The organism is Sorangium sp. So ce131, from assembly GCF_051519095.1.
Classification (GTDB): domain Bacteria; phylum Myxococcota_A; class Polyangia; order Polyangiales; family Polyangiaceae; genus Sorangium.
The window spans coordinates 8,071,644-8,084,658 of record NZ_CP150455.1; the positions used below are offsets into that span (position 1 = coordinate 8,071,644).

Below are 13,015 nucleotides of genomic sequence, written 5' to 3' on the forward strand. Positions count from 1 at the left end.
GCACGAGGAAGCCGAGATGCGCTATTCTTCCCGGGATGCTGCGGACTTTGCAACTCATCGCCGCCGACGTGCGCCAGAAGGCGACATGGTGCTATGGCAACGCCCAACCGCCCACGATCCTGAAGACGCTGGCCACCGACGGCACGGCGGCGATGATCCTCTACCGGTGTACACAGGCCGCGCGCGTCCACCGGATGCCGGTGGTTGAGATGCTCCTCAACAAGGCGACCAACCTCGTCGGCGGCTGCGTCATCGGTCGCGGCGCGGACTTCGGCCCCGGCTTCGTGCTCATCCATTCGGACGGCGTCGTCATCAACGGCAACGTCCGCGGCGGCTCGAACGTGCTCATCGAGCACCAGGTCACGATCGGCGCCGATCGACGGCAGACGCCGGTGCTCGGCAGCGACCTGTTCATCGGCGCCGGCGCGAAGATCATCGGCGCCGTCACGGTCGGCGACGGCGCCCGGGTCGGCGCCAACGCCGTCGTCGTGCACGACGTCGCCCCGAACTCCACGGTCGTCGGCATCCCCGCCCGCCCCGTGCAGCGCCGCGAGGACCGCGCCGCCCAGGCCGCAGCGCGCCCCGCCACCGACGAGACGACCACCCCCCGCAGCTGACCTGCGGCGCGAACCTCGGCAGCTGCCCTGTGCAGCCGCGCCGACCGACAGGTAAAGCCGACGCCAGCGACGGCGTCGGAGCTCGTCCTCATCCGCCTTGGCAAAGCCGCCGCCGAGCGGTCGTCACCCGCACAGGAGACGGGTCCAGATCGGCGTTTTCGGCGCGGAGGCGTACTCCCGTACGCCGAGCACCGAAAACGCCGAGATGGGCCCGTATCCGAAGCGGGTGACGGCCGCTCACCGGGGCGCCCGGGCGAGCAGCTCTTGCCGGAGCTGCGCGATCTCGTGGCGGAGCGGCGCGATGAAATCCGCGCTGATCGTCCGGTTCTGGCCCGCCAGCGCGCGCGACGTGTGCCACTTGCTGAGCGCCAGCCGCGCGCCGGCGCGGATGAAGCTCCGGCCGGTCGCCCCGCGCCAGCCCAGGGTGCACCGGAGCCGGCCGACCGGAGAGCAGACGAGCTCGAGCTCGTCCTCGGTGAGCATGCCGAGCGCTACCTCGTCGCGCAGGTGATCCCGGATCACCCACCCCTTGCGGATCACGAGCGCCACGATGATCCCGAAGAACGACGCGACGAAGCACAGCCAGAGCAGGAGCCACGGCATGAACACCTCCCCCATCGCGCGCCCGAGCGCGGCCGGGAGGAAGTTCCACACCGCGTGCAGCGAGACGCCGAGCAGGTAGCCGGCGATGGGGGCGACGACGCGCACCCAGGTCTTCGACGACTCCCGGGCGAGCCCGAAGCCGATCCCGGTCATCGAGGTGAAGAGGGGATGAAGCCACGGCGTGAACACGCCGCGCAGGACGAAGGTGCCGGCGAGCACGTCGCTGCCCTGCATCGAGGCGCGCGCGTAATAGAGGACGTTCTCCACCGCGGCGAAGCCGAGCGCGCAGAAGGTGGCGTAGATGATGCCGTCGACGATGCCGTCGAACTCCCGGCGCAGGAAGTAGAAGAAGCCGAACACCCCGAGCCCCTTGAAGAGCTCCTCGGCGAACGGCGCGCTGATCGACGCGCTCACGAGCTCGCCCATCGGCTCGCCGAAGCTCCGGGACACGCCGACGTGGACGCCGGTGTTGATCAGGATCGAGAAGCCGGTCGCCGCGAGCGCTCCCCAGAGGAACGCCATGAGCAGGCACCACCACGGCTCCGGATCGTACCGGTCGATGACCATGGGGACGAAGAGGTAGAGGACGAGCGGCGGGAACGCGAAGAGCGCGCCCACGAGCATGGCGCTCAGCATGCTCCCCTCGGAATCGAGCACGCCGAAGAGCGTGAAGATCACGTTGAGGACCACGCCCGCGAGGAGGCCGTTGGCCCAGAGCCACAACCCGGCGACGCGCCGGCGCCGGTCCGGATCGGGCTTTCGAAGCGCCGCGGGGTGACCGGCGCGGTGCAGCGCATAGGCGAGAGGCAACTGCGGGGCACCTTGCGGCGCGTAGGCGCCGTGGGGCGGGTGGCCGTAGCCTGGCATCGGCGTGGCGCTCGCGGGCCAGTGCCCCTGGGGCGGGTACCCGGGCGGCGGGTACCCACCGGGCGGAGGTCCCGGGGGCGCAGCCCCGGGCGACGGGTATCCAGGCGGCGGATAGGCCGCCGCCGCATGTCCAGGCGGCGGCGGATAGGCCACGGGCGCATGCCGCCCAGGCAGCGGATAAGCCGCCGCCGCATGCCCAGGCGGATACCCCGGAGCCGCATGCCCAGGCGGATACCCCGGAGCCGCATGCCCAGGCGGATACCCCGGAGCCGCATGCCCGGGCGGCGCGTAGCCCGGCGGCGAGCCCCCCTGCCCCGGCGGCGCTTGCCCATGGCCCGGCGGCCCATGCGGCGACGGCCCCGAGGAGGTGTGTCCCGCGCCGTGCGCCGGATACCCCTGCGGGACATGCCCGGCCGCCGGCGGCGCATGCTCGCTCGAGCGCTCCCCAGGCCGGGGCTGCGGCGGCGCGCCGGAGGAGCCAGGGCGATGTCCGTACGGGTTGTTCATGGATCGAGCGCCCTCGCGGCGCCCTCGTGACAGCAGGCGTCCGCCGCGCCGCGACCCGCCCTCGCCGCCCACATACCTCCGAGACGAGCGGCGTCGATCGGCAGGAGAGGGCGGCAGGCGCAGTGCTGTCGTTCAGACCCGTAGGACCGTGGCACCACATCATTTCTACCACGGCGGGGACGCGCGGGGCATACATCCCGGCGAGGCCACGGGAGGCCGGCGCAGCGCCAGCGTCAGGGGCGGACGACGCGCGTGCCGGGAGGCGGCGTGAACTCGAACTCGGTCTTCGTGACCGGCTGGTTCACGACCGGGGACGTGAAATCGAACCGATTCCTGTTGCCCTGCGCGTCCAGGATGAGCACGCGGCGGACCTGGTGCGTCTGCGCGTCGACGTAGAGGAGCATCTTCTGGTAGGCGGGCGTCGCCTCCTTCGGCGTGCCCTCGAGGACGTAGCCGCCCTCGAACTTCATCTGCGCAGGGTCGAGCAAGCGGAGCGAGAAGTCCTTCGTGAGCTGCCCCTTGCCCATCAGGAACGCGAGCGCCGCCGGGTACTGCGAGCCCTTCACCGGCGTCTCGAACATCTGCTCGTTGTCCTTCTCGTAGACCTTGATCGTGACGCCGTCCGAGACGACGCGGTTGCCGTTCGGCGCGTCGTAGACCCAGCTCATCTTGCCGGGCTTCTCGAAGGTCACCTTGCCGGTGGAGACCTTCTTCACGTCCTGGACCTTGATCGTGTACGTCTGCGTGAAGCTCGCCTTGAAGGTCTTCGTGGAGTCGTAGAACTGCTGGACGCGCCGGCCGATCTCCTCGGCGGTGGGGCCCGCGGCCTGGGACTCGCCTTCGGTCGCGACCACGACCGTGAGGGGCGCCGCCAGCCCGATGAGGCACGCAGCGGCGAGGCGGTAAAGTGAGGTTCGCGTCATCCTTCCCGATCTCCTTTGAACGCCCGAGGCATCACCCGGGCCCGTCGTGAGACAGGGGCGCCGGCGATCGCTCGCCGGCTCCCCTGGCGGCCGGCGCCCTCGCAGGAGGCCGGGGCGTGCCGCATGTTGCAGCATTGGACGCGGCGCGGGCGCGTCCGATGCACGCTCCATAGCACACGGTGTAGGCGCCCGGACCGCCTGCGCGGCGCGGCGCGAGCGGCCGTCGTCGACGCCGCGTGCCGCGTGCCGCACGCGACCGAGCGGCCGGACGCGGCGCGCGCGCTCAGGCGAGGCGCGCCCGGCGCGGGCGGGCCCGGGACGGCGCAGGCGCGCCCGAGGCCGCCAGCGCGGCCGCGAAGCCGGCGGCGCTGAGGTGCGTCATGGCGATCGCGAGCGCGTCCGCGGCGTCCGGCCGCGGCGGCGCGGCGAGCCGCAGGACCGCGGTCATCACCTGCGCGACCTGCGCCTTCTCGGCCGCGCCCCGGCCGACCACGGTCCGCTTCACCAGCGCGGGCGGATACTCCGCGATCGGCAGGCCGGCGCGCGCCAGCCGGAGCAGCACGACCCCGCGCGCGTGGCCGAGCTTCGCCGCGCTCTGCGCGTCCTTCGCGAAGAACAGGCTCTCCACCGCCGCCGCGTCGGGGGCGTGCGCCTCGATCACGCGCCCGAGCGCGTCGTCGATCTCCACGAGCCGGCTAGCGAACGTCCCGCTCGTGTCGATGTCGATCACGCCGTGCGCGACGTGCTCGACGCGCGTGCCCTGCCGCACGAGCAAACCCCAGCCGAGGTGGCGCGAGCCGGGATCGATGCCGAGGACCCGCATCGGCTCAGCAGGCCCCGTGCGAGGGGGCCACGGCGCGGGCCGGGAAGCCCGGGGCGCGCTCGCCGCGGTCGTCGCGATCGACGGCCTCGAGCGCGCGCCGCGGGAAGATCTTGTGCGGGTTGAGCAGGCCCTTCGGGTCGAACACCGCCTTGATCCGGCGCTCGATCGCGATGAGCTCCGGGGACTGCTCGAGCGCGAGGAACTCGGCCTTCGAGGTCCCGATGCCGTGCTCGCCGCTCAGCGTGCCGCGCATGCCGATCACCGCGCGGAACAGGCGCGAGAGCGCGATCTCCACCTGCGGGACGAGCTCCGGGTCGCTCCAGAGCAGGTTGACGTGGAGGTTGCCGTCGCCGGCGTGCCCGTAGGTCAACATGCGGACGCCGGTCGCCGCCGAGATCTCCGCGACCACGTCGAGGAGCGCGGGGATCTTGTCGCGCGGGACGACGACGTCCTCCGAGATCTTGAAGCGCGCCATGGCGCGCGTCGTCGGCGAGAGCTGCCGGCGCGCCTCCCAGAGCCGGTCGCGCTGCGCCTTGTCCTGCGCGACGAGCACGTCGAGCGCGCCGGCGTCCATGCAGACCTCCCCCACCCGCTCGGTCTGGACCTCGCAGTCGGCGGGCTCGCCGTCGACCTCGATGATCAACATCGCGCCGGCGCGCTCGTCGACGCCGACGCCGCGCGCGCGCACCGCGTCGAGCGTCGGGCGATCGAGCAGCTCGAGGCAGCGCGGGACGACGCCGGCGGCGACGAGCGCGCTCACCGCGCGCCCGCTCGCGTATACGTCCGGGAACAGGCAGAGCAGCGTCATGACCGACGGGGGCTTCGCGATGAGCCGGAGCGTCGCCTCGGTCGTGATCGCCAGCGTGCCCTCGCTGCCGACGAGCAGCGCCGTGACGTCGTAGCCCGTGACGCCCTTCACCGTGCGCCGGCCGGTGCGGAGGCGCGTGCCGTCGACGAGGATCGCCTCCAGGCCGAGCACGTACTCGCGCGTGACGCCGTACTTGAAGGCCCGCGGCCCGGCGGCGTTCTCGGCGATGTTGCCGCCGAGCGCGCACATCTTGAGCGAGTTCGGATCCGGCGGGTAGAAGAGCCCCTCGGCCTCCACCGCGGCGTGCAGGTCGGCGAGGATCACGCCGGGCTCGACGACCGCCACCTGCTCCTCGCGGCTGATCTCCTTGATGGCGTTCATGCCGATCGTGGCGATGACGATCCCGCCCGCCACCGGCACCGCGCCGCCCGACTTGCCGCTGCCGGCGGCGCGCGGCACGACCGGCACCTCGGCCTCGCTCGCCGCCCGCACCGCCTTCTCGATGTCGGCCGGCGACGACGCGAGCACGACCGCATCCGGGCTCACCGGCGGCTGATCCGACTCGTCCCCCGCGTAGGCGGCGCAGCCGTCCGCCGACGTGATGACCTTCGAGGGGCCGAGCGCGCGCTCGAGCAGCCGGCGCGCCTTGTCGACGGCCGCCGCGGAGGGGCGAGGGAACGTGGGGTGCAGTCGCATGGCGCCTATTTACCGCGGATCGCGCGGCGGCGCTGCGCCTTACCAGGGCCCGGCCGTCAGAGCAGATCCAGGAAGGCGAGCAGCGCCTCGATCTCGCCCGGATCCAGCGCGGCGAGGCCCTCGGGCGCGACGACCGCGCCCGCGGCGTCGTGGAAGAAGGCGCGCTGCGACGGGCCGGCCGCGCCGCCCGCGCCGCCCGCGCCGCCCGCGCCGCCCGCCTCGCGATGGTCCTCGAACCGCGCGCGCTCGAGCACGTCGCGCAGCGTCTTCGCCGAGCCGTTCGTGAAGTACGGCTTTTTCTTGTAGAGCCGCCGGAGCGACGGCACCCGGGCCCCCTCCTCGTGCACGTACGGCACGACGCCCGTCTTCTCGTAGCCGCTCCTCCCCCACACGATCGCCCCCTCGGGCGCGAGCACGAGCTCCTCCCAGCGCTCGAACGGGACCGCGGAGCCCGGGTCGTCGCTGCGGAGCACGGGCGCGTGGCAGCGCGCGCAGCGGCCCTGAAACACCTCGGCGCCGGCGCGCTCCAGGGCGGTGAAGCGCGAGCGGCCGAGGGCGGCGGGGTTGCGGCGGTGCGAGAACTCCATGAGGAAGCTCATGAGCGCGCGGCGGAGCGCCTCGGGGGAGCGCGCCTCGCCGGAGAGCCCGAGCTCCGCGAGCCACGGCGCGTCCTCGGCCGAGAGCGAGAACCAGGGGTCGTGGCCGCTGAGCGCGCCGGCGACGCGGAACTCGTTGTCGGCGACCGTGGTGAGGTCGGGATCCAGGGCGCGGGAGAAATGAGGGCGGTTGTTGAAGAGGCCGAGCAACGGCTTGGTCGTGGCGCGCACGTCGCCGCGGCCCGTGTGGTGGGTGCGGCCGTCGACGTAGCCCTCGAAGTGGCACGTCTCGCACGTGAACCGGCTGAGAGGGCCCTCGGCCTTGTTCCAGGGCGCCATCAGCGACGTGAAGAACAGCGCCTCGCCGAGGCGGACCTCGCCAGGGCGGGCGTCCTCGCCGTCGCTCACGCGGGTCGTCGCGACCGCGCCGCGCGGGTCGCCGGGGTCGAGCTGCCACGCGTCGAGCAGGGGGTTCGCATACACGAACGCGCCGCCGCCGAGCGCGGCCATCGCGGCGACGCCGGGGGCGAGCGGGCGTGTCGCGACCTCCGGCGGATCCGAGAAGGGGCCGGCCGCGGCGCCGCGGAAGACGAGCTCGGCCCGGCGATCGCCGCCGTAGCCGGTCGCGACCACACGCACGCCCGCGGCGCCGGGGAGCGGCGAGAGCGCGAGCGCCTTCGGGGTGATGACGCCGAGCTCGGAGACGTTCACGGCCGCGAGCCGCGTCACCCGCGCGACCTGGCGCGCCGCGCCCGCGTCGACGCGGTAGAGGAAGACGAACGAGTCGATGTAACCGAACGAGCCGCCGGTCCGGTCGAGCCGGTGATCCTCGACGCCGCCCGCGGCGAGCAGGAGGCCGCCCTCGGCGCCGCCCAGCTCGAGCGCGTCGAAGCTCCAGATCGGGCCGTCGTGGCGGATCCGCGCCGCGCGGCCTTCGAGCGGGCGGCCGTCCGGGCCGACCGGGAGCACGACGAGCGTGTGGTCGAGGAGGCAGGCGACGATCAGGTGGCGGCCGACGCGCGCGACGCGGAACGGGCCAGCGCCGATCGGCGCGTCGGTGCGCTCCACGTCGATGCGCCCGCCCGCGCGGGCGGGCCCGGGGCGCAGGGTGAGGAGCGCCCCGGCGCGCTCGTCGAGCGCGTAGAGCACGCCCTCGGGGCCGGCCGCGAGGTCGCGGACGCCGCGCAGGCCGGCGAGCTCGATGCGCCCCGCGGGCTCGAGCGAGGCGCCGCGGACAGCGTAGCGGAAGAGGACGGGCGACGCCTCGCCGCCCGCGAAGACCTCGCCGGAGGGCATCACCGCGACGCCCGTCGGCGAGGCGGGCGCGGGGGCGCGCGAGAGCTCGCGCAGCGACGTGTCGAGCAGGACGAGCGCGTCGCGGCCGCGGAGCGGCGAGAGCAGCGCGGGCGCGCCCGGCGCGGCGGGGCGGCCGAGCGGATCCACGGGCCGGAGCGCGATCGGGTCGGCGCCGAGCTGCCGGTCGGAGCTCGGCAGGCGGGCGAAATCGGCGGACGCGCGGCGGGCCGCCTCGAGCCGCCGCAGCGGCTCGAGGCGATCGGGACCTTCGCCGCCGCCGTGGGCCGGCGCCCCGGGGCGGCGGTCACACGCCGCGGCGGCGAGGCCGATCGAGAGCGCAAGCGCGAGGCGCAGGGCGTCCATGCTCGAGGCTCACGGGGCGGCGGGGCGCGCCGCGCGGATCACCAGCCGCCGCTCGTGCTCGCCGGCTTGGCGCTCTCGGCCGCCGCGGGCTTCGCCGGCTCGGCCTTCGGCGCGGGCTTCGCCGCCTCGGGCGTGCTCGCGGGCTTCGCCGGCTCGGGCGTCACCTGCTCGGACTTGCTCTCGCAGCCGAAAACACACAGGGCGCCAAGCGCAACCAGGACTGTCAACGCATTCTTCATGAGGATCCTCCTGATGGACGGGCGCAGCGAAGCACATCCGCCGGGCACTCGGTAGGGGTGGGGATCCAGGTTTTGAAGACTCTTCATGGGGAGCCCGCGCCCGCGTCACGGCCGGGCGGGCGTCGGGCTGCGCGATGGCCGCCTAGAACTTCCCCTCGATCCACACGTTGCCTGGACCGAGGCCGACGCGCGCCTGCCACGGCGCGGTCCGGGCGTCCCCGCGCCCGCGCGCGGACGCCGTCTCGGCGACGTCGGACGACGATGGCGCCGTGAGCCAGAGGACCGCGCCGCCCGCGGCGAGGACGGCCCCCGCGATGAACACCGCCGTGCCGATGTTGCCCTGCGTGACCGCGTCGTCGCGCATCGTGATCCCGATGGCGTTCTTGCAGTTGCCCGCGTCGTCGCACTCGCCCTTCTCGTTGGCCTCGTCGAAGGTCGATTTGGCCATGAAGCCGAGCACCGTGCCGGCGCCGAGCCCGGCCACGCCGAGCCCGACAGCCACCATGCCCAGCGGCCGCTGGAGGCCTCCTCCCTTCGCCTGCGGCGGGGGCGGCGGGGGCGGCTTCGGCCGGTCGGCAGGCGGCTGCTCGGCCGGCGGCTTCGGCGCCTCGGTCGAGGCGGCGGCGGCGCCAGGGTCGCGGGCGAGCGGCGGGACCTGGATGCTCACCACGCCGGGCTTCTCGAGGACGACCTTCGACTCCCAGGTCTTGTACCCGGGCGCCGCGGCGGCGATCCGATGCTCGCCCGGGTCGAGCGGCACCGCGGTCCCCCAGAGCGCCCGCCCGACGATCACGCCGCTCCGCGTGAGCTCGATCCCCTCCACCGCCGTCTCCTGCGGGACCACGATCTGGAGGCGCGAGAGCCGCGGCTCGAGCGCGGCGGCCCGGGCGCGCGCCACCCGCTCGCGCTCCATCTGCCCGGCGGCGAGCGCGGCGGCCGCGACGTCGCGGAAGCCGATCCACGCGGTCGCCGTCCTGCCGATGCGCTCGTAGCAGTCGGAGAGGTTGAAGAGCGTGCCGATGCCCGGGTCGATCCGCTGGCTCTCGGCCAGCTTGGGGCAGGCCTCCGCGTGTTTGCCCGCGGCCATCAGCGCGCGCCCCTCATCGAACAGCGCGACGGCGGCCGCGCGCTCGTCCCTGCTGGGCGGATCCGCGGCGCGCGCGTCCGGCGCGAGGGCCGCGAGCACCACGAACGTCGACAGGAGCGCGCGGGCGCCGCGGCGCGCCCTCAGGGCCGCGCCGGAGGCCGCAGCGCCGCGGCTCGGCTCCGGGCAAGCGCAGGGGAAGCGAGGAGGGCAGAACAAGACGGGACCTCTCTTGGGCTCACGTGGCGTCATCGCGGATCGGCGAAGGGGTCTCGTACCGCGGGCGGGCGCCCGCGTCCTGACGTCGACGACCGCGCGGGCCCCGGGCTTCGTGGTCCCGCGGCCGTCGCGCTCGCCGCCGGCGCGGCCGTCGCGCTCGCCGCCGGCGCGGCCGTCGCGCTCGCCGCCGGCGCGGGACCTCCGTCCAGCAGCGCGGCCGTCTCGTCGGCCGCGAGCCCGACCGCAGGCGCCACCTGGGCGGGCAGCGGCGCCTCCTTCGCGGTGTCGCCCCGCGGAGGCGCCTCCGGCGCGGCGGGGGTGGCCGCGTCGGCGCCGGCGTCCGCGACCGGCGCGACGGCGTGGAGCGCGAGCCACGTGAACCCGCCGCCGGCGACGAGGGCCAGCGCCACGCCCGCCGCGATGCCGAGGGCGCGCGCCCCGGTGCGGCCCTGCCCCGGAGAGGCGCGCGTGCCGCCCCAGGAGCGATCCGTGGCCGCGCCGTCGGCGAGCAGCGCCGTGGGCGCGCCGCCCCACCCGGACGCAGCGGGCACGCCCTGCGCGTTCGGGGTGCCGCCGGACGACGGCGCCGCGCGATCCGTCGACGAGGGGAGCGAGCCGCGCGGCGCCGCGGGCGCGACGCTCCCCCCGGCGCTCGACTGGGGGCGGACCCGCAGCACCCGCGCCGCGCGCTCGGCCAGGATCTGCGCGTGCGGCGGCGCGAACGCGGCGAGCTCGGCGGCGAGCTCGGCGATGTTGCCGAAGCGATCGGCGGGGTTCTTCTGGAGGCAGCGCTGGACGGCGCGCTCGAGCCGCTCCGGCACGTCGGGGCGCAGCGCGCGGAGCACCGGCGGCCCCTCCAGGATGCGGTCGTAGATCTCCATCACGGAGTCGCCCCGGAACGGCGTCGCGCCGGTGAGCAGCTGGAAGAGGATGGCCCCCATCGACCAGACGTCGGCGCGCGCGTCGACGTTCTTCGACGAGACCATCTGCTCGGGCGCCATGTAGAGGGGCGAGCCCAGCATCGCCGAGGACTCGGTCACGTCGGGCCCCTTGATCCTGGCCGGCTCCGCCTCGAGGGCCATCTTGGAGATGCCGAAGTCGATGACCTTGAGCAGCGGGCTGCCGTCGGCCCGCTGGCTCAGGAAGAGGTTCCCCGGCTTGAGGTCGCGGTGGATGATGCCGATCGCGTGCGCCTCCGCGAGCGCCTCGCACGCCTGCAGCAGGTGCTCGCATGCGAGCTCGACCGGCAGCGGCCCGTCCCGGCGCAGGACGGCCTTCAGGTCGGTCCCCTCGAGGTACTCCATGACCAGGTAAGGCTCGCCGCCCGCGAGCGTGCCGACGTCGTACACGCGCGTCACGTGCTCGCTGCGGATGCGCGCCGCGGCTTGCCCCTCGCGCAGGAAGCGGCCCACGAGGTCCGCGCGCGACAGCGCCTGCGGCAGCAGGAACTTGATCGCCACCCGCTCGCCGAGCCGGAGGTGGCGCGCCGCGACGACCACCCCCATCCCGCCTTCGCCGAGGACGCGCTCTACCTGGTATTTCTCCGCGAGGACGTCCCCCACGTTCACCGGTGCGACCATGCGATGCGCGTCCTCGCTCTCGCCCTCCGATGTACCAAAGCAGGCAGTCCGCCACAACGCGAGCGTTCCCGTGGAAGCAAACGCGCGCGCTGCCGCCGCGCGGCCGGCAGCGGCGCCGCTGCAAATCTTCACGCGCCGCCGGGGCGCCGCCGGGACGTCCACCGCGCGCCGCGACGCCGGGCGCGGCGCGCTCTGCCGGGCGTGGACGTCGCGCGGACACCTGACCGAAACGTCGCGTCGCGTTCGCCATGCGCCGCGGTTGCCGGTATACACAGCGGCGATCGTTCCATGACCCCCCACCCGACAGATCCTTTTGCCCTCGCGCGCGAGCTCCTCGCGCAGCGGCGAACCACCGAGCCGACGGACGCGACCGCCATGACGCTGGCCACCGCGGACGCCTCCGGTCGCCCCTCCGCGCGGGTCGTGCTGCTGAAGGGCATCGACGAGCGCGGCTTCGTGTTCTTCACCAACTACGGGAGCCGCAAGGCGGCGGAGCTCGGGGCGAACCCGTTCGCCGCGCTGTGCATCCACTGGGCGAAGGCGGCCGAGCAGATCCGCGCGGAGGGCCGCGTCGAGCGCGTCAGCGACGCGGAGTCGGACGCCTATTTCGCGAGCCGCCCGCGGGGCAGCCAGATCGGCGCGTGGGCGTCGCGGCAGAGCGCGCCGCTGCCCTCGCGCGAGGCGCTGCTCGAGCGGGTGCGCGAGATCGAGGCCCGCTTCGAGGGCCGCCCGGTGCCCCGTCCGGCGTTCTGGGGCGGCTACCGGCTGGTGCCCGATCGCGTCGAGTTCTGGTGGGGTCAGGAGAGCCGCCTGCACGACCGCGCGCTCTACCTCCGCGACGGCGACGGCTGGCGCGTCGAGCGGCTCTACCCCTGAGCGGCCCCTCGGCCCTACGGCCCCGGGCGGCGCAGCCGGCTCGCCTTGCGCTCCTTGAGCCGCTCGATCACCGCGGTGAGCTTCGGGTCGTCGCGGCGCCGCGCGTCGAGCCGCATCCCCTTGAGCGCGTTGCAGCGCCCGCACGCGAGCGCCACGTTGTCGAGCGCGTCCGTCCCCCCGTGCACGCGCGGCACGATGTGCTCGATGGTCGCGCGCTGGATCGGCTCGCCGTCGAGCCCGACCACGACGTGCGACAGGCAATGGATGCACTTGCCCACCCACGCCGCCTGGCCGCGGATCTCGGTGCGCTCGAACGTCGCGTCGTTCGCCACGATGTCGAGGATCAGGCGTCGCCGCGCGGCCTTCACGGTCCCCGAGCGTAGCCCGTCCGCGCGGCCCCCGCACGCCGCTCGCGCCGCCCCGTCACAGGTGGGTTATGGAGCGCTCGCGCCGGCGGCGCGGTCCGCGCGCGAGGGAGGAGCCATGAAGTCGAAGACCGAGTATTTCCACTTCGAGACGAAGGCGAAGCGCGAGCTCATCAACATCACCGATCGCGTCGCCGCCGTCGTCGCGGCGAGCGGCGTGAAGGAGGGCATGGTGCTCGTGAGCGCGATGCACATCACCGCGGGCGTCTTCGTGAACGACCACGAGCCCGGCCTCTGGGAGGACATCTGGGAGTGGCTCCAGGAGCTCGCCCCCGAGGGCCCCGATTACAAGCACCACCGGACCGGCGAGGACAACGGCGACGCCCACCTCAAGTCGATCCTCGTGCACCACCAGGTGATCGTCCCCATCACCGCAGGGAAGCTCGATCTCGGCCCCTGGCAGCAGATCTTCTACGCCGAGTTCGACGGCAAGCGTCGCAAGCGCCTCGTCGTGAAGGCGATGGGCGAGTGACCCCCCGGCGCGCCGCGCCGG

General features: G+C 74.4%; 12 protein-coding genes. 3 read left to right on the plus strand and 9 right to left on the minus strand.

From position 1 onward, the window contains the following. Positions 1-47 precede the first annotated feature (47 nt). Positions 48-617 (plus strand): serine O-acetyltransferase, encoded by a 570-nt coding sequence (locus WMF43_RS29395; RefSeq protein WP_437669626.1) that lies wholly within the window; start codon positions 48-50, stop codon positions 615-617. A 237-nt stretch (positions 618-854) separates the two neighbouring features. Here the strand turns inward: WMF43_RS29395 and WMF43_RS29400 are convergent, their stop codons facing one another. The 8 genes from WMF43_RS29400 to WMF43_RS29435 form a co-directional block, all read right to left on the minus strand. Beyond that, positions 855-2,030 (minus strand): PrsW family intramembrane metalloprotease, encoded by a 1,176-nt coding sequence (locus tag WMF43_RS29400; protein ID WP_437669627.1) that lies wholly within the window; start codon positions 2,028-2,030, stop codon positions 855-857. Between the two features lie 797 nt (positions 2,031-2,827). After that, entirely contained in the window at positions 2,828-3,517 is a 690-nt protein-coding gene (locus tag WMF43_RS29405) for a LolA family protein (protein ID WP_437669629.1), read from the minus strand. A gap of 283 nt (positions 3,518-3,800) precedes the next feature. Next, positions 3,801-4,340 carry a crossover junction endodeoxyribonuclease RuvC gene (ruvC, locus tag WMF43_RS29410; RefSeq protein ID WP_437669631.1) on the minus strand — a complete coding sequence of 180 codons (540 nt, stop codon included), beginning with the start codon at positions 4,338-4,340 and terminating at the stop codon, positions 3,801-3,803. A 4-nt stretch (positions 4,341-4,344) separates the two neighbouring features. Then, positions 4,345-5,844, minus strand: coding sequence for an FAD-binding oxidoreductase (locus tag WMF43_RS29415; protein ID WP_437669632.1), 1,500 nt, complete (start codon positions 5,842-5,844; stop codon positions 4,345-4,347). 56 nt (positions 5,845-5,900) lie between these two features. Further along, on the minus strand, positions 5,901-8,099 hold the full coding sequence (locus tag WMF43_RS29420) for a hypothetical protein (RefSeq protein ID WP_437669634.1): 2,199 nt from the start codon (positions 8,097-8,099) through the stop codon (positions 5,901-5,903). Positions 8,100-8,137: 38 nt separating this feature from the next. Continuing rightward, positions 8,138-8,338, minus strand: coding sequence for a hypothetical protein (locus tag WMF43_RS29425; RefSeq protein ID WP_437669636.1), 201 nt, complete (start codon positions 8,336-8,338; stop codon positions 8,138-8,140). Between the two features lie 142 nt (positions 8,339-8,480). Continuing rightward, the gene (locus tag WMF43_RS29430) at positions 8,481-9,641 is read right to left on the minus strand and encodes a hypothetical protein (RefSeq protein ID WP_437669638.1); all 1,161 of its coding nucleotides are present in this window, start codon (positions 9,639-9,641) and stop codon (positions 8,481-8,483) included. Positions 9,642-9,670: 29 nt separating this feature from the next. Next, complete coding sequence (locus WMF43_RS29435; RefSeq protein ID WP_437669640.1) at positions 9,671-11,221, minus strand: serine/threonine-protein kinase; 1,551 nt, start codon at positions 11,219-11,221, stop codon at positions 9,671-9,673. A 288-nt stretch (positions 11,222-11,509) separates the two neighbouring features. On the opposite strand from WMF43_RS29435, the gene pdxH reads away from it, so the two are divergent. Next, the gene (gene pdxH / locus WMF43_RS29440; protein ID WP_437669642.1) at positions 11,510-12,097 is read left to right on the plus strand and encodes a pyridoxamine 5'-phosphate oxidase; all 588 of its coding nucleotides are present in this window, start codon (positions 11,510-11,512) and stop codon (positions 12,095-12,097) included. Positions 12,098-12,111: 14 nt separating this feature from the next. On the opposite strand, the gene WMF43_RS29445 is transcribed toward pdxH, so the two are convergent. Then, the gene (locus WMF43_RS29445) at positions 12,112-12,465 is read right to left on the minus strand and encodes an HNH endonuclease (protein WP_437669644.1); all 354 of its coding nucleotides are present in this window, start codon (positions 12,463-12,465) and stop codon (positions 12,112-12,114) included. 115 nt (positions 12,466-12,580) lie between these two features. Here WMF43_RS29445 and WMF43_RS29450 point away from each other — a divergent pair, with 115 nt between their 5' ends. Next, a complete protein-coding gene (locus WMF43_RS29450) occupies positions 12,581-12,994 on the plus strand; it encodes a secondary thiamine-phosphate synthase enzyme YjbQ (protein ID WP_437669646.1) in 414 nt (137 codons plus the stop codon). The last annotated feature ends 21 nt before the right edge of the window (positions 12,995-13,015 follow it).

What these genes read in the sequence shown, in the direction of transcription:
- WMF43_RS29405 (WP_437669629.1), bottom strand. Translation starts at nt 3,517, where the DNA reads ATGACGCGAACCTCACTTTACCGCCTCGCCGCTGCGTGCCTCATCGGG.
- ruvC (WP_437669631.1), bottom strand. Translation starts at nt 4,340, where the DNA reads ATGCGGGTCCTCGGCATCGATCCCGGCTCGCGCCACCTCGGCTGGGGT.
- WMF43_RS29415 (WP_437669632.1), bottom strand. Translation starts at nt 5,844, where the DNA reads ATGCGACTGCACCCCACGTTCCCTCGCCCCTCCGCGGCGGCCGTCGAC.
- WMF43_RS29420 (WP_437669634.1), bottom strand. Translation starts at nt 8,099, where the DNA reads ATGGACGCCCTGCGCCTCGCGCTTGCGCTCTCGATCGGCCTCGCCGCC.
- WMF43_RS29425 (WP_437669636.1), bottom strand. Translation starts at nt 8,338, where the DNA reads ATGAAGAATGCGTTGACAGTCCTGGTTGCGCTTGGCGCCCTGTGTGTT.
- WMF43_RS29435 (WP_437669640.1), bottom strand. Translation starts at nt 11,221, where the DNA reads ATGGTCGCACCGGTGAACGTGGGGGACGTCCTCGCGGAGAAATACCAG.
- pdxH (WP_437669642.1), top strand. Translation starts at nt 11,510, where the DNA reads ATGACCCCCCACCCGACAGATCCTTTTGCCCTCGCGCGCGAGCTCCTC.
- WMF43_RS29450 (WP_437669646.1), top strand. Translation starts at nt 12,581, where the DNA reads ATGAAGTCGAAGACCGAGTATTTCCACTTCGAGACGAAGGCGAAGCGC.